At 59.8% G+C, this 15,124-nt stretch carries 13 protein-coding genes; 8 read left to right on the top strand and 5 right to left on the bottom strand.

Annotated elements, in window-relative coordinates:
* Window positions 1–68: 68 nt before the first annotated feature.
* Window positions 69–551, top strand: a complete 483-nt coding sequence (locus tag AAF659_RS06460; protein WP_349750900.1) for a cytochrome c — start codon at window positions 69–71, stop codon at window positions 549–551.
* Window positions 552–584: 33 nt separating this feature from the next.
* On the opposite strand, the gene AAF659_RS06455 is transcribed toward AAF659_RS06460, so the two are convergent.
* On the bottom strand, window positions 585–1,862 hold the full coding sequence (locus tag AAF659_RS06455) for an O-acetylhomoserine aminocarboxypropyltransferase/cysteine synthase family protein (protein WP_349750899.1): 1,278 nt from the start codon (window positions 1,860–1,862) through the stop codon (window positions 585–587).
* A 115-nt stretch (window positions 1,863–1,977) separates the two neighbouring features.
* The gene (locus AAF659_RS06450) at window positions 1,978–2,979 is read right to left on the bottom strand and encodes a DUF3530 family protein (RefSeq protein WP_349750898.1); all 1,002 of its coding nucleotides are present in this window, start codon (window positions 2,977–2,979) and stop codon (window positions 1,978–1,980) included.
* 83 nt (window positions 2,980–3,062) lie between these two features.
* Here AAF659_RS06450 and rpe point away from each other — a divergent pair, with 83 nt between their 5' ends.
* On the top strand, window positions 3,063–3,746 hold the full coding sequence (rpe, locus tag AAF659_RS06445) for a ribulose-phosphate 3-epimerase (protein ID WP_349750897.1): 684 nt from the start codon (window positions 3,063–3,065) through the stop codon (window positions 3,744–3,746).
* 8 nt (window positions 3,747–3,754) lie between these two features.
* Here the strand turns inward: rpe and AAF659_RS06440 are convergent, their stop codons facing one another.
* On the bottom strand, window positions 3,755–4,519 hold the full coding sequence (locus AAF659_RS06440) for an ABC transporter permease (RefSeq protein WP_349750896.1): 765 nt from the start codon (window positions 4,517–4,519) through the stop codon (window positions 3,755–3,757).
* Complete coding sequence (locus AAF659_RS06435; protein WP_349750895.1) at window positions 4,516–5,484, bottom strand: ATP-binding cassette domain-containing protein; 969 nt, start codon at window positions 5,482–5,484, stop codon at window positions 4,516–4,518. Before AAF659_RS06435 ends, AAF659_RS06440 begins: the two co-directional genes overlap by 4 nt.
* A gap of 164 nt (window positions 5,485–5,648) precedes the next feature.
* Here AAF659_RS06435 and AAF659_RS06430 point away from each other — a divergent pair, with 164 nt between their 5' ends.
* Complete coding sequence (locus AAF659_RS06430; protein ID WP_349750894.1) at window positions 5,649–6,518, top strand: sirohydrochlorin chelatase; 870 nt, start codon at window positions 5,649–5,651, stop codon at window positions 6,516–6,518.
* Here the strand turns inward: AAF659_RS06430 and AAF659_RS06425 are convergent, their stop codons facing one another.
* Window positions 6,519–6,836: a DUF3301 domain-containing protein gene (locus AAF659_RS06425; protein WP_349750893.1), complete on the bottom strand. Its 318-nt coding sequence runs from the start codon at window positions 6,834–6,836 to the stop codon at window positions 6,519–6,521. It lies immediately after the preceding gene.
* An 89-nt stretch (window positions 6,837–6,925) separates the two neighbouring features.
* Between AAF659_RS06425 and AAF659_RS06420 the strand changes: the two genes are divergently transcribed.
* From AAF659_RS06420 to AAF659_RS06400, 5 genes are all read left to right on the top strand, one after another.
* Window positions 6,926–8,680 (top strand): IucA/IucC family protein, encoded by a 1,755-nt coding sequence (locus tag AAF659_RS06420; RefSeq protein WP_349750892.1) that lies wholly within the window; start codon window positions 6,926–6,928, stop codon window positions 8,678–8,680.
* Entirely contained in the window at window positions 8,670–9,647 is a 978-nt protein-coding gene (locus tag AAF659_RS06415; RefSeq protein ID WP_349750891.1) for a GNAT family N-acetyltransferase, read from the top strand. Before AAF659_RS06420 ends, AAF659_RS06415 begins: the two co-directional genes overlap by 11 nt.
* Window positions 9,648–9,660: 13 nt before the next feature.
* Window positions 9,661–11,379: an IucA/IucC family protein gene (locus tag AAF659_RS06410; RefSeq protein WP_349750890.1), complete on the top strand. Its 1,719-nt coding sequence runs from the start codon at window positions 9,661–9,663 to the stop codon at window positions 11,377–11,379.
* Window positions 11,376–12,716, top strand: coding sequence for a lysine N(6)-hydroxylase/L-ornithine N(5)-oxygenase family protein (locus AAF659_RS06405; RefSeq protein WP_349750889.1), 1,341 nt, complete (start codon window positions 11,376–11,378; stop codon window positions 12,714–12,716). The genes AAF659_RS06410 and AAF659_RS06405 overlap by 4 nt, the downstream gene beginning before the upstream one ends.
* A gap of 72 nt (window positions 12,717–12,788) precedes the next feature.
* Complete coding sequence (locus tag AAF659_RS06400) at window positions 12,789–15,080, top strand: TonB-dependent receptor (protein WP_349750888.1); 2,292 nt, start codon at window positions 12,789–12,791, stop codon at window positions 15,078–15,080.
* Window positions 15,081–15,124: the final 44 nt, after the last annotated feature.

Raw genomic sequence — 15,124 nt, 5'->3', positions numbered from 1 at the left:
CTGGTTTGCCGCTTAAGATTCATTTTATTAGCATCAATAAACCAATACCGGATCCACCTACAAAAACCATGAATCAGGAGATATTTCCGATGAGAGCCATCCGTAACAATCTGCTCATTGCATGTCTGGCAGTTATAACTCTGGCGGCGCCACCCGCTCTGGCAGAAGACATCACTTCGAAACTGAACCCCAAACTCCGGGGGCTTTTGCAGCAGGAAATGATCGGAGTCGAGGCGGCAATGAAGGAGATTTACAGCGCTATTATCCGCGGCAACCACGAAGTGGTACAGACCAAAGGCCAAGCCATTCACGACAGTTTCATCCCGGCGCAGGAATTAACCGACAAGGACCGCAAAGCGCTCAAGGCTGCGGCGCCCAAAGCATTCCTGAAGCTGGATCAGAGGTTCCACAAGCAGGCTGCAAAACTGGCGCAGGCCGGCGAAGAAGGGCACACCAAAAAACAGAAGCAGCTCTTCGATCGGATGACCAACTCCTGCGTAAATTGTCACAGTCGTTTTGTGAATGAACGTTTCAGCGGGCTGAAGCAATAAGCCCGGATGCAGGCGCAACCGGGCTAACCGGCATCAGGACTGCGACGCATCCAGCGCCTGTTCAACATCCGCCAGGATGTCATCCACATGCTCAATACCGATGGCGAGACGGACCAGATCCCGCGGAACGCCAGCACTGGCCAGCTCCTCGTCATTGAGCTGACGGTGGGTGGTGCTGGCGGGATGGCAAGCCAGCGTCTTGGCATCACCAATATTCACCAGCCGCACGATCATCTGCAGGGCGTCGATGAACCGGGCACCCGCTTCGTCGCCGCCTTTAATACCAAAGGACAGAATACCCGAGGCTTGGCCATCCATGTATTTCCTGGCGAGGTCATGGTACCGGCTGGATTCCAGGCCCGCGTAGCTGACCCAGTTCACCGCCGAATGCTGCTCCAGATAACGAGCCACTCTGAGGGCATTCTCGCAGTGACGTTCCATGCGCAAGTGCAGTGTTTCAATCCCCTGCATCAGCTGGAACGCATTCATCGGTGACAGTGCCGCTCCCATGTTGCGCAGCGGCACCACCCGGCAACGCCCGATGAAAGCGGCCTCGCCCATGGCTTCGGTATAGACCACACCGTGGTAGGACGGATCCGGTTCGTTCAGCATGGAGAAACGCTCAGGGTAGTCCGCCCAAGGGAATCGTCCGGAATCCACGATAGCGCCACCCAGTGTGGTGCCATGCCCTCCCATGAACTTCGTCAGTGAATGGATCACCACGTCAGCCCCATGATCAAAGGGGCGCCACAGGCAGGGGGTCGCGACCGTATTGTCCACAAACAGCGGCACGCCATGGCGGTGACCAATCGTGGCCAGCTTCTCGATGTCCACGATGTTACCGGCCGGGTTGCCCACGGTCTCGCAGAAGATCAGCTTGGTACGCTCATCAATACGGGCCTCAAAAGCATCCGGGTCATCGGCACTGACAAACCGGACCTCGATGCCCTGTTTCGGAAACGTATGGGCAAACAGATTGTAGGTCCCGCCATAAAGCTGGGTGGTGGTGACGATATTATCCCCAGCCTCAGCAATAGCCTGGATCGACGCGGTAATGGCCGCCATGCCAGAAGCCATGGCCAGCGCGCCAACGCCGCCTTCCAGCAGCCGAACGCGCTCCTCCAGGAAGGCATTCGTCGGATTCATGATCCGGCTGTAGATATTGCCCTCGACTTTCAGATCGAACAGATCCGCGCCGTGCTGGGTGTTATCAAACGCGTAGGAGGTGGTCTGGTAAATCGGGGTTGCCACGGCTTTGGTTGTGGGGTCGGGCTGGAAGCCACCGTGAATGGCAAGGGTATCCGGCTTCATGATGTGTCCTCGGGATCCAGTTGTGATGACGTTGACTGATATGCAGGCCAGTATGCCAGCTCAGGCCAGAATGGCGCTATTGCTGCATAACACAACCCCCGGCTCAGAAGCCGGGCTACTGCGCATCCGCTGCTTTCATGTTATTGGCGAGCCAGCCCCGGATCCGCACGGGCACACGCCGCTGCTTACGGGCACCGCCACCGCGCGGCAGTGGCATAGCCGACTGGGTATAGGCCTCAAACTCAGTCCGGCGAGCGGTGGCGGCGCGGGTCTCCGCGCGCTGGTTATCGTCCAGCCCCCGGTCATACAGATCCAGTATCGGGACCTGATACCCCTCACCCAGCTCGGCCCCCAGTTCACTGCTGAACGGCGACCGCAGGCGGGCATCAATCCAGACCATACCGAACTGATCCGGCGGAAAAGTCGCGCCATTGGCCCGAGCATGGCGCAGGACGAGGTCCGCCCCATCTCCGATGCCCACGAGCACGGTCACATCCACTCCTTCATCACGAAGTGCATCGACTGCCATTTCCAGGCGGTCTGTCGCCAAGCCCTGCCAATTGTCGCTCCTCCCTGGTGCCTGAGCGCCCTGCGCCACCTGGATGGTCATGTCAGGAGCAGACTCATCAGCTCCACCCTTCTCTTCAGCCTGCTTAGAATCATCCGCTCCCGCTTCTTCCGGGCTTTCCCCGTTGCTGATTGCTTCCCCTGGTTCGAGGACTCTCTCGGGGATCTCCGCCACCGGTTCAACCGGTTGAGCAATCGACAGGGTCAACCAGCCCGCCTCCGGCAGCTGTGTGCGAAGCGCCCCCGCAATCCCCTGATCCGGTGACTGACCGGAAGGAGCAACGATCAGAACGCCACCGTGACGCTGCGCTGTGGTCTCGCGCTTCAACAGGCCGGTAAATGCCGTCTCGCCCTGCCCGAACTCCATAGCCTGATCCGGATACAGGGCAAACAGCGATCCGCCCGCGCTCCCCGGACCATAGTGAACCATGGTGACGCTGGGCGGCTGGGCTGCGTTCTGGTCGGCATCCTCCTGCTGCGCAGCAGCAGGGGCCAGACCACCAAGCACAAGCAGGCATCCAACAAGGGTTGGCAGGAAACGAGGGAACACAGAACCTCCTGTAGTATGGAGTGAGCCGGAAGCGTTAAACTGGCGTCTTTAAGAACAGTCTACCAACAATGGCGGATCTTCCCATGAACGACCCTCTCATCGCGCCCTCGATTCTCTCTGCGGACTTCGCCCGGCTGGGTGAAGAAGTGGACAACGTGCTGACTGCAGGCGCGGATATGGTCCATTTCGATGTGATGGACAACCACTATGTGCCCAACCTCACCATGGGTCCCATGGTCTGCGAGGCCCTGCGCAAACACGGCGTAACCGCTCCCATCGACGTGCACCTGATGGTCAAGCCGGTAGATGATCTGATCCGTCTGTTCATTGATGCGGGTGCCAGCTACATCACCTTCCACCCGGAAGCCTCGGAACACATTGACCGCTCCCTGCAGCTGGTGCGCGACGCTGGCCTGAAAACCGGTCTGGTCTTCAACCCGGCCACACCACTGCATTACATGGACTACGTCATGGATAAGCTGGACATGGTTTTGCTGATGTCCGTAAACCCCGGTTTTGGCGGTCAGTCCTTCATCCCCACCACGCTGGACAAGCTGCGCGAGGTCCGCCAGAAAATCGATTACAGCGGCTATAACATCCGGCTGCAAGTGGACGGCGGGGTAAAAGAAGACAATATCGCGGCTATCGCAGCGGCGGGCGCGGATACCTTTGTCGCCGGTTCCGCGATCTTCAAAAAGGATGATTACAGCCACATTATCAGCGAGATGCGGAACCAGATCGCCAGTGCCCGCGCATCTCGCCATTGAGCAGGAAGTCAGCTGCGCGCCAGGCGCCTGTTGAGGGCCCAGAGTGACAGCGGCGCGAAAACCACGGTGATTCCCCCGGCCCACACGAGGGCCCACAGGGCCGGCTCGAGCGCCGGCCCACCACTGAGAAAGCCGCGTGCGGCTTCGGACAGCAGCGATACCGGGTTGGCACCAACCACCGCCTGGATGAACGGTGGCAGCGTCTCAAGAGGCACGAAGACGTTGCTGAGAAACGTCACGGGGAACAGTGCCGTGAATCCGAAAAGCTGCACGTGCTCCGGGTCCCGCGCCATCACGCCCACCAGTACCATGATCCAGGACATGGCGAAGGCGAACACCAGAAGCAGCAAAAGCATCACTAACACGCCCCACACAGGCGCGCCCAGCCGGAACCCGAGCAGGAAACCGACCACCAGCAACAGCAGCACGCACCAAGCCTGCTTGACCATGTCCGCCAGGATGCGCCCGGCCAAGGGTGACCAGCGTGCAATGGGCAGTGCCCGGAAGCGGTCGAACACGCCCCGGGTCAGGTCCGTGTTGAGGCCGTGCCCGACGTAGACGGTAACGAACACCAGGTTCATTACAATCACGCCGGGCAGGATGAAGTCCAGGTAGGCCTCCGTGGACCCGGCAACCGCGCCCCCGAAGACGTACAGGAACAGCAGCAGGAACAGGATCGGCTGGATACTGAAATCCATCAGCTCCCAGGGATTACGGCGCAGCTGCAGCAGCGAGCGCCAGGCCAGGGTCAGCGTCTGCTGGAGGCTGCTCACGGGGCCACCTCCGCATCCTTTTGTGGCGTCTCGGCGCTGGCGTGCCGGCCGGTTAGCGTCAGGAAGACATCATCCAGGCTCGCACCGCGTAGCGTCAGCTCCTTGGCCACGATTCCGGACTCATCCAGGCGCCGCACCACGGCCGGCACCAGCGCCGGGTCACTGACCGGAACCCGCAACCGAGTGCCGTCCACCTCAGGGGCTTGCCCCACGATCCCCGTCACAACCGATATAGCGGTTTCCAGATCCGCCCCGTGCTCCGGCACCAGCACCAGGGTCTGGCCGCCGATGCGCGCCTTAAGCTGGTCCGAGGTGCCGCTGGCAATCACCCTCCCCTGATCAATCACCACGATCTCATCCGCGAGACTGTCCGCTTCCTCCAGGTACTGGGTTGTGAGCAGCACCGTGGTGCCCTCGGCCACGAGCTGGCGGATCAGGTTCCAGAGGTCCAGGCGGGCACGCGGATCGAGACCGGTCGTCGGTTCATCCAGGAACAGGATACGGGGGCGGCCAACCAAGCTGGCGGCCAGGTCCAGACGACGTCGCATGCCACCGGAATAGGTCTGCACCGGCCGAAGGGCCGCCTCTTCCAGGCCGAACTCCGCCAACAGCTCCCCCGCCCTCGCCCGGGCATCCCGCCGGGGAAACCCCAGCAGACGGGCAATCAGGACCAGGTTTTCACGCCCGGTGAGCTTTTCATCCACGGAGGCATACTGGCCGGTCAGCCCGATGCGGGTGCGCACAGCGGCGGCATCGGTGACCACATCGTACCCATCCACCCAGGCGTGCCCCGAATCCGGCACGAGCAGGGTCGCCAGTATCCGCACGGCAGTCGTCTTGCCTGCCCCGTTGGGACCGAGCAGACCAAGAACCGTGCCACGCGGCACGCTCAGGTCGATACCATCAAGCGCCCGGGTGGCACCAAACTGCTTGACCAACCCCTGAGCGCGAATCGCTTCATCCATGCCGACCGTCCAGTTCCTGTACAAAATTCAGATGGCAACGAACATCATAAAACATGACCCACGCCCGAAGACCGCTCACCTTTCAGGCGGTCTGTACTATACCGTGGGTGATCATGAGATGCTTTACGTGCGTAAGCCGTTGATGATTCACAACTGGAGCACCTATGACACACGTTTTTCTCGTCGACAATGGCTCCCTGCGTCCTGGTGCGACGCTTAACCTAAGGCGTGTCGCCTCGGCGCTGGGTGACCATACCGGCATGGCAGTGGAAGCCCGCTCCCTGCTGCATTCCAACAAAGTACCGGCTGAGCAGTTGGATGGTGTACCAGCCTCAACCCTTGGACCAGCCTCCGCCTGGCGTGCGGAGGAAGGCGTCACGGACATGGTGATTCTGCCGTTTTTTTTCGGCCCAAGCCGCGCGCTCAATGGCTATTTGCCAGAGCGGTTGGGCGAGATGCAGGCAGAGAACCCTCAGGTACGGGTGCGGATCGCCTCGCCACTGGTTGATCTGCAGGCCCCTACGGATCTGCGGCTGGCGCGCCTACTGCGTGACGGTGTGGAGGAGCAACTTCAGCAACTACCGGCAGGCACGAAACCGACCGTCATCCTCGCCGACCATGGCAGTCCCATCCCGGATGTTACCGCCGTGCGCAATGCCCTCGCAGGCCAGATGGCGGCGTTACTCGAGGACCGGGTACGCAGCGTCACACCTGCCTCTATGGAACGCCGCGAGGGCGATGAGTACCGCTTCAATGAACCGCTGCTGGAAAACCTTCTGGACGAGCCCGGCTTCAATCAGGGCCCAGTGATCGTGTCAATGCTGTTTCTTTCTCCAGGCAAGCATGCCGGCGAAGGCGGCGATGTGGTCACCATCTGCCAGGACGCGGAAGCCCGGAACCCTGGGCTGGCAACCCATATCACGCGCCTTGCCGGCGAGCATGATGGCGTTCTGGAAATCCTGTCCGACCGGCTGGACCAGGCGATCGACGGCGAACGCTTTCTCCTGGATCTTCCGGCGCAGGGCAACGACTGATCAGAAACGGTGGGGTTCGAACTCAACAGACTGGGTTCGTTGCCCCAGCAACACGAGCCTCCCCCTGTAGCGACCATCGCCGGTGGCGGTGAAGTCAAAACTGAACGTCCGCCGTAACCGTAGTCGTCCTCGATCATCCCTCTGGATGCCGAGCCCACTCAGACAGACACTCTGGTCAAGCAGGTCCACGTCGGCCCGCTCGCAGGCACGTCGTGCTGTCTGAAGTGCCATTTCCTTGATCGCCAGCCCCCGCCACCAGTACCAGGCGCCAAAACCAAACAGAAACAGCAACGCCAGTGTTTTGAGATCAAAATTCATGAGACTTCGAAGCTCTTAAGTTGTTATTTGACAATGATTCTTATTAGCGTGAGTATGCGCATGACAATCGCCATCCCCTGAGGCCCTTCATGCTCTATGACCCATCATTGAACGCTTTTTTCAATGCCCTGATCCGCGAATGGGATCTGGCACGCTATCACAGACGTGGACAAGATGAGGCCAGTAGCGCCAGCTCGCAGCCCGACGTTTTTGAGATACGGGGGCCTGACGACACCGCCCTGGTGATTCCCTGCCAATTCCGGACGCAAACAGGACGCCATTGCCTGACAGGGCCTTTACAACTGAATCGCCACGGCCAGACCGAAAACATAAGCTTTGAGCAGGCCGTAGAGTGGTGCCTGACCCTTGATGCGCTGCAACGTGAAGCATCACCCCAGGCGCTTGAGGCCCTGAAAGCCAGGGTAATTGCCAGCAAACAGAATCTTGATGCCGCGCAGCAGGCACGCACCGGGGCGCTGGAGCACCTGTTCCGAGAATCTCTGAGCTTCATCGAAGCTGAACAAGCGCTGATCAGCGGCCATTCGATCCACCCCTGCCCTAAAGACCGGGGCAATATGACGCTGGAGCAGGCGCAACGCTACGCGCCTGAATACGGTGACTACTTTCCTCTGATCTGGTACAGCGTCGCTGAAGCCCACCTGTTTAACCGGGAAGCCGAGGGCGTCACCGCCGATCAAGGCATCAAGGCGCTTCTGGATACGGAGCCTGCAGCGGATGACCTGAGAGCGGCCACTCCCAGCAGTCATCGCCTCATGCCCTGCCATCCCTTCCAGCACTACCACTGGCAGCGCACGCCAGCCCTGAGATCCCTGCAGGCGTCCGGCGCTTTGCGCTGCATCGGTCCCGGCGCGTCACACTGGCGCGCCACTTCATCACTGCGAGCGATTTACTGCGAGGCAGCGCCTTGGATGCTCAAATTCTCCCTGAGCGTATGGCTCACCAACTCCATACGGCATCTGCAACCCGAAGAAGTCGTCCGCGGTGCTGAACTGTGCCGGGTGCTCAACAGCGGCCCTGTCCGCCAATGGCTGACAAGCAGACCCAACTTTGAGGTGCTGCGCGAGCCCGTTGCCACTGGTATCCAAGGCAGCGACGGTCAGCCGCTGCCTGAAACCCTTGTGACGTGGCGGGAGAATCCTCTGCAAGGCACAAACGCCGCCAATACGGAAATGCTTGCGACCCTCCTGCAGGACGACCCGCGCAACGGCGAGTCCCGTCTTTCCCAGAGACTCCACGCAGCGCAAATGACGCCGGACCAGACACAGCAATGGTTCTTGCGCTATCTGAATGTCGCCGTAGCGCCCTTGCTGGAAGCCCAATCGCTGTTCGGCATTCTGTTCGGCGCACATCAACAGAACCTGGTTCTACAATTGCACGGTATCTGGCCGCAACGACTGTTTTTCCGGGATTGCCAGGGAACAGGCTTTACCAGTCTGGCCACGCACCGCCTGGGTGATGAGTTGAGTCATCTTGCCAACGACAGCGCCAACCTCTTACCCGATGATCTGGGCATCCGCCTTTTCTGTTATTACCTGTTCATCAACGCCACCTTTAACGTCATAGCCTCCCTGGCCGCCGGTGGGCTCGTGCACGAAGCCGACCTGATTCAAACCCTGCGCGACTGGTTGAGCGCCCGCCTGGATGAACAGCCGCCAGACGACCGCGCCATCCGTTATCTGCTTGAAAGCCACTCGCTCTACGCCAAGGGCAATTTCCTGTGCACGCTGCGGGCGCTGAACGAGACCACCCTGGATGACGTTTTCTCCATTTATCACCCCTTCACCAACCCACTTCACAGAGAGAGCCACTGCCATGTTGCATAGTGATGCCAAAATCCACCTCACTGCCAGCGCCGACGGCCACCAGGCGCAGCTGCACGCTGGTGGGCAGAGCTGGCAGGTCCGACTGAGCGGTGAAAGCCATCACCGCACCCTTTCTGACTGGGAAGGACCCAAGCCGGACGACAGCCTGATCTACTCCCTTCTGGATCGGCTTTTTTACGGTTTCGATCTGGATTCGCTGGCCGTGAGCGCGCGTATTGCCGAATTTTGCGGGCTCAGCCATCCAGCATGGCTTGTCAGCGAAGATGGCACGCAGTGGATCGACAGAACCGCTTTCTATCAAATCCGCGAAGCCTGGCTGGCACCAGCCCTATGGCCAGTAATGCCAGAGGTTCCGAATCAGACCGGGACGATCGCTCACCCAAAACGGCCAAGGCTCCCGGACGCTACCCTTTACCGGCGCTATCACCCCGGCCTTGATCAGGTGATCGAGTTGCGCCCGGCTAGCATTGAGAAAGACGGTGAACGCTTCCACCGTTGGCAGAACCTGCCCCGCGTTGCGCGTTTCTGGGAATACCCATTCAGCCGCGAGCGACTGGACGCCATGCTGGCGGAGCGCCGCGCCGAGGCGAACAGCTTCCCGCTGATCATGGAAGTTGATGGGGACCCGCTGGGCTATTTCGAAACCTACTTTGTGGCGGAAGACCGGCTCGGCCCCTACTGCGATGCGGGCCCCTTTGACCAAGGCATCCACGTGCTGGTTGGTGAGGATCGTTACTGCGGCAATAGCCAGGCTCCGATCTGGTTCAACACGCTCACCCATTACCTGTTCCTGACTGACCCTCGGACCACAACCCTTTATGGCGAGCCAGATGCCGCTAACGAAGCGGTTTTCAAGCAATTCCAGCACCTTACATGGCGCAAACGGTATGAATTCGATTTCCCGCACAAGCGCGCCGCCTTGGTAAGCACTAGCCGCGCCGAGTTTTTCAAACATACCCGTTTGTAACAGGACACCAACGATGGACACACAAACCCTGTGGAACCACGCCAACCAACGGTTGATGGCCAAGATCATTGGCGAGGCCCATTACGAGGGCTGCTTTGATGTTGAGGCCCTCGACGAGGCGTGGTTTCACCTCATCCTGGCAGGCAATGATTACAGCTTTCGAGCCCAGTTCAGCTGCTGGGGGTGGTTACGCGTGGCGCCCGACACCCTCAAGCGTAATGACTGTCCCGCCACCAGCGCCACGCAATTGGTCGTCGATGCCCAGCAGTCTCTAGGCATGAACGACATCGTTCTCGGCCAGTTCCTGGAAGAGCTTCAGAATACCCTTGCTGGTGACCAGATCCAGCAGCAGCACCTTGCCACTTTCACTGCAGAGCACATGCTGGCGCTGCCGGAACCCCAGTTACAGAGCTTGTTGGACGGTCACCCCAAGGCGCTTGCCAACCGCGGCCGTCTGGGCTGGAGCCAGGCAGACCTGCACACGTACAGTCCGGAGGCCGGCAGGCCGTTCCAGCTGCGCTGGCTGGCCGTTGCCCCCTCTCTGACAGGAACCCATGCCGGCACCCCCCCGCTTGACCAATGTCTAAGCAGCAGTGAACAGACTGCGCTGGTACATGGCTCGCAGGCGGCCGGCCACTGGCCCCTTATCCCCGTCCACCCCTGGCAATGGACGCACTACATCCAGATCCAATACGCCCAGGCTCTGGCGCACGGATGGATCCGGGACCTCGGCCAGCATGGCTACTGGTACCAGCCGCAACAGTCACTGCGGACTCTGAGCAACATCAGCATTCCGGAGTACTGTGATGTCAAACTGGCGCTGACCGTTCTCAACACCTCCAGCTACCGCGGCATCCCTGCACGCCCCATCGCCATTGGTCCGGAGCTGTCCCAATGGTTATGGAGACAGAGCCAAAGCGACACCGAATTGGTGGATGCCGGGCTTGAGGTCCAACGAGAGCTGGCCGGAAGCCACATACCTCACCCCCAGCACTCGCAGGTCGCAGGCGGCGCCTACCGGTACCACGAAATGCTGGGAGCTGTGTGGCGCGAAAGTCTCCCAGGCAAAACAGGGTGCGGCGAGCACTCCATGCTCCTGGCAGCCCTGATGCAGTGCGATGGCGCCGATCACCCGCTGATCGCCACCCTGATCCGGCATTCCGGATTAAGCCCTAAGGTCTGGCTGACGCACTTTTTCGACCGCGTAACCGTGCCGCTCTATCACCTGTTATGCACCTATGGCATTGGGCTGGTCGCCCATGGCCAGAATCTCGGATTTATCCTCAAAAGCGCCATTCCCGAACGGCTGGTTATCAAGGATTTTCACGGTGATCTGCGCTGTGTCGACGAGCCGATCCCAGAGCAGGCCGGCATGCCGCAACACCTTCTGGCAGAGTTAACCCGGTTGCCAGCCGCTTATCTGATCCATGACCTCATCACCGGCCATTTCGTGACAACACTGCGATTCATCTCGCCACTGCTGCCCGACGCAGGGTTATTGCCGGAGGCATCCTTCTACAGCCTTCTGGCCGAGCGCATCCGTGCGTACCAGAGGCGCCACCCCGAATTAAGCGAACGCTTTGAGTTGTTTCCTCTGCTGACACCAACGTTCGAAAGGGTCTGTATCAACCGCGTTCGCTTCCGAATTGGGTATGAAGACCACGCCGACCGACCCAGACCGGAGCTCGGCAAGCCACTCTCGAACCCATTACTGACAGGAGAGACCCCATGACTGCACCGCTGGATCTTGCCGGACTGGGTATCGGCCCATTCAACCTGAGCCTTGCCGCGCTGTTACGGGAGGTGCCTCATCTTGAGACAGCCTTTTTTGACCGCAAACCGCATTTCAACTGGCATCCGGGGATGATGCTGCCCGGTGTCCGTCTCCAGACCTCTTACCTCAAGGACCTGGTGACTGGTGTCGCCCCGTGGAGCCCCAACAGCTTCCTCAACTACCTGGTCCAGAACGGCCGCTTCTACGCGTTCATGAACGCTAATCTACCCGCCGTCAGTCGGGCTGAATTCGCCGATTACATGGCATGGGTCGCTCAGGGTCTCAACAGTCTTCATTTCGGCCGCAATATCGACCACGTTGACTTCGACGGCAACCTTTTCCATATCCACTGCCATGGTGAACAGCGTCCTGTGCTCGCGCATAACCTTTGTTTGGGCACAGGGAAAACACCATCGCTTCCGGAATCCTGCCGACCATGGCAAGGCGATGACTGCTTTCACAATATGGAGTTAACCCTGAGGCAACCCGATGTGAGCGGGCAACATGTCACGGTGGTGGGGGGCGGCCAATCCGGTGCTGAGGTGGTACTGAGTCTTCTCCAGGGCGACTGGGGCACGCCCGAGTGTATCCACTGGCTTTCACGACGATCTAACTTCGAGCCCCTGGACGAAACGCCTTTCACGAATGAGTACTTCACTCCCGGTTACGTGGATACGTTTCATGGACTCGAGGAGGCTCAGCGACTCACCCGAGTCAACCACCAGAAACTGGCATCTGACGGAATATCGACCGACACCCTTAATGCCCTTTATCAACGGCTTTATGAGCACCGTGTTACTGGCGGCCCCAGCCCGAGAGTTGTACTGCAACCGGAAAGAACACTGGAGGCGGTCGCAGGCCCGGCGCCTTATGCGCTAACAGCCCGCAATGAGCTCAATGGTCACCACGAGCAGACCACCACCAACCGCCTTATCCTGTGCACCGGCTTTGACACGCAACTGCCAGGGTATCTTTCACAGCCCCTGAGGCAGGGCCTGGAAACCGATGACCACGGTGAGTTAAGGCTCGGGCATCACTTTGAGGCCACATGGGACGGGCCACTCAACCGCCACATCTATGCCGTCAATGCCGGCCGCCACTCTCACGGTATCGCCGAACCACAGATGAGCCTGATGTGCTGGCGCTCAGCCCGGATTATCAACCACCTGGCCGGCGAGCGCCTTTTCCCGGTCACTGAGGGGATCCGGCTCGTTGATTGGGACGGCACCGAAACGGCCACGGCGCCAGAAGCTGAGCCGGCGTCACTGGCAGCACTCATCCATAATACTCTGTGATAATCATTTGCATTTTCGTTGCGCTCTGTTAACCTCTCACCGCTTTCCATCTCAGTACAAGGAGCTTTTTCTATGCGGAAATCAAACACCTGGTCGCGCAATCCGCTGGCAGCCCTTTTCATCACCGGCGTCGCCATGGGAACAACGCCTGCCGTGCTCGCGCAGCAAACCATGGGTGCTCTGGATGAGCTTGTGGTTGTGGGCAATCGCGCACCGTCCCAGATCAGTGAAGTACCGGGAACCGTCTGGGTACTGGAAGGCGAAGAGCTGCAGCGTCAGTTCGACAGCGGCAAAAGCCTCAAGGACACTCTGGGCAATCTGGTACCCGGTATGGATCTGGGCACCCAAAACCGCACCAACTTTGGCCAGAACCTGCGTGGCCGCGGCGTGCTGGTGATGATCGACGGCGTCTCGCTCAACTCATCCCGCGGCGTGAGCCGCCAGTTCGACAGCATCGATCCGTTCAACATCAAGCGTATCGAAGTGCTTTCGGGCGCTACCGCCATCTATGGCGGCGGCAGTACCGGCGGCATCATCAACATCATCACCAAAAAGGGCGAGTCCGGCGGTCCGTCTTTCGAAACCGAGATTGGTGCCACCAGTGGCTTCAACAACAGTAATGACCGTGATCTGAGGGCAGGCCAATCGATCAGCGGGGGTACGGACTTCGTGAAAGGGCGCCTCGCGATCGCCGGTCAGGATAACGGTGCCTTTTACGATGGCGACGGCGACCCCATTCAGCCGGACATTACCCAGACGGATCTGCAATACAACCGCACCCTCGACGTCATGGGGAATCTACAGTTCGAGTTCAGCGAAACCCAGAGCCTGGACCTGACCGCGCAGTACTACAACTCCAAATTTGACGGCAACAAAGGCCTCTATCTCGGCCAGGGCCTGTCTCAGCTGGAGAACCCGGAGATCCGCAGCGGCTTGAGCAGTGACCGGGACCCGGAAACCGACCGCTACCTTGTGAATGCGTCGTTCCGCGACACCGACTTCCTGGGGCATACCGCCTACCTGCAACTCTCATCCCGGCGGGAAGAAGTCAGCTTTCAGGGTTTCCCCGTTCAGGGTGACGAAGCGGCGCTTGCCACCTTCCGTCAGACCGGCTCCTTCCCACCTGACAGTGGTATCAATGAACTGGCGGATGTGGGCCTCAGCTATGTGGGGTCCTCCAAACAGAACACCGAACAGCACTCACTCAAGGCGATGCTGGTGAAGCAGATGGGGGACGTCCAGCTGACCTACGGCATGGATCTTGACCGCGAAGATTTTGACGCCAGCCAGATGATCTTCGATAGCGAGAAGGCCCTGAACTCAGGCCTGATGAACCTCCAGGAAAGTTACACCACTGCCCGTTACCCCTCCTTCCGTGTGGACGGGGTTGCCGGTTTCCTCAATGGGGAATGGCAGGCTTCAGACCGGCTTCAGCTGAGCGCTGGTATCCGGCACCGCCGAGCCAGTCTGGAAACAGGCTCCATCGTCCCCGTTCAGAAAGTCGTGAACACCAACGGCAATACCTTTGTCTCGGGTGGGCTGGCGTCCGGAGCGGAACCCGTTCCAGGCGGCAAGAACGACTACAACGTGTCCCTGGTTAACGCAGGCGCCATCTATGACCTGACGCACGATCAGCAGATCTGGGCCAACTACAGTCAGGGGATGGAGATCCCGGATCCGGGCAAGGCGCTGGGCAAAGGTGATTATTCTCTGGCAGCACCCGGTGCACAGTATCAGCTCCAGGATTATCTCGATCTGGACAACAACAACCTGCCGGCACTGGAAACGGACCAGGTGGAGCTCGGTTGGCGCCAGTACACCCCGGATTGGGACGCCCAGGTATCAGTGTATTACACCTGGAAGGATCAAAACGTCGAGTTCAACGGCGATGACCTGACCATTGATGTGGTTGACGACGAAACCCGCACCTACGGGCTGGAGGCCAGCGGCACCTGGCGGATCACCCGTCAGTGGCAGCTCGGCGGTACTGGTCACTACGTCAAGCAGGAAGCCAAGCGCAACGGCGACTGGCAGGATCAATCCGTCACGGACGCCAGTCTTCCCAAGACAACAGCGCACATCCAGTGGGGTAATACTGACACCAGTGTCCGCTTCCAGGGGGTGCACGCGTTTGATATCGACGACGCCCAGGGCAACGAGATCAACGGCCATACCAGCTTTGATCTTCAGGCAACCCAGCGCCTGGCTGGCGGCGAGCTGAGCCTTGGCATCAACAACGTCTTTGATAATCAGTACACCACGATCTGGAGCCAGCGTGCCGACGTCTTCTACGGCCTACCCGAGGTTACGGACTTCAAGGGCCGCGGCCGGACCTATTCGCTCTCCTACGCCATCAAGTACTGACGCCAGGTCAGTTCCCTTCCCTCCCCGGCCAAGGCCGGGGAGAT

Origin of the sequence: Salicola sp. Rm-C-2C1-2 (assembly GCF_040196175.1) — a bacterium.
In the GTDB taxonomy this organism is placed as follows: Bacteria; Pseudomonadota; Gammaproteobacteria; order Pseudomonadales; family Oleiphilaceae; genus Halospina.
This window is presented reverse-complemented; position numbering and strand designations above follow the sequence as displayed.

What these genes read in the sequence shown, in the direction of transcription:
- rpe (WP_349750897.1), top strand. Translation starts at nt 3,063, where the DNA reads ATGAACGACCCTCTCATCGCGCCCTCGATTCTCTCTGCGGACTTCGCC.
- AAF659_RS06460 (WP_349750900.1), top strand. Translation starts at nt 69, where the DNA reads ATGAATCAGGAGATATTTCCGATGAGAGCCATCCGTAACAATCTGCTC.
- AAF659_RS06425 (WP_349750893.1), bottom strand. Translation starts at nt 6,836, where the DNA reads ATGAATTTTGATCTCAAAACACTGGCGTTGCTGTTTCTGTTTGGTTTT.
- AAF659_RS06430 (WP_349750894.1), top strand. Translation starts at nt 5,649, where the DNA reads ATGACACACGTTTTTCTCGTCGACAATGGCTCCCTGCGTCCTGGTGCG.
- AAF659_RS06435 (WP_349750895.1), bottom strand. Translation starts at nt 5,484, where the DNA reads ATGGATGAAGCGATTCGCGCTCAGGGGTTGGTCAAGCAGTTTGGTGCC.
- AAF659_RS06400 (WP_349750888.1), top strand. Translation starts at nt 12,789, where the DNA reads ATGCGGAAATCAAACACCTGGTCGCGCAATCCGCTGGCAGCCCTTTTC.
- AAF659_RS06420 (WP_349750892.1), top strand. Translation starts at nt 6,926, where the DNA reads ATGCTCTATGACCCATCATTGAACGCTTTTTTCAATGCCCTGATCCGC.
- AAF659_RS06410 (WP_349750890.1), top strand. Translation starts at nt 9,661, where the DNA reads ATGGACACACAAACCCTGTGGAACCACGCCAACCAACGGTTGATGGCC.
- AAF659_RS06455 (WP_349750899.1), bottom strand. Translation starts at nt 1,862, where the DNA reads ATGAAGCCGGATACCCTTGCCATTCACGGTGGCTTCCAGCCCGACCCC.
- AAF659_RS06405 (WP_349750889.1), top strand. Translation starts at nt 11,376, where the DNA reads ATGACTGCACCGCTGGATCTTGCCGGACTGGGTATCGGCCCATTCAAC.
- AAF659_RS06415 (WP_349750891.1), top strand. Translation starts at nt 8,670, where the DNA reads ATGTTGCATAGTGATGCCAAAATCCACCTCACTGCCAGCGCCGACGGC.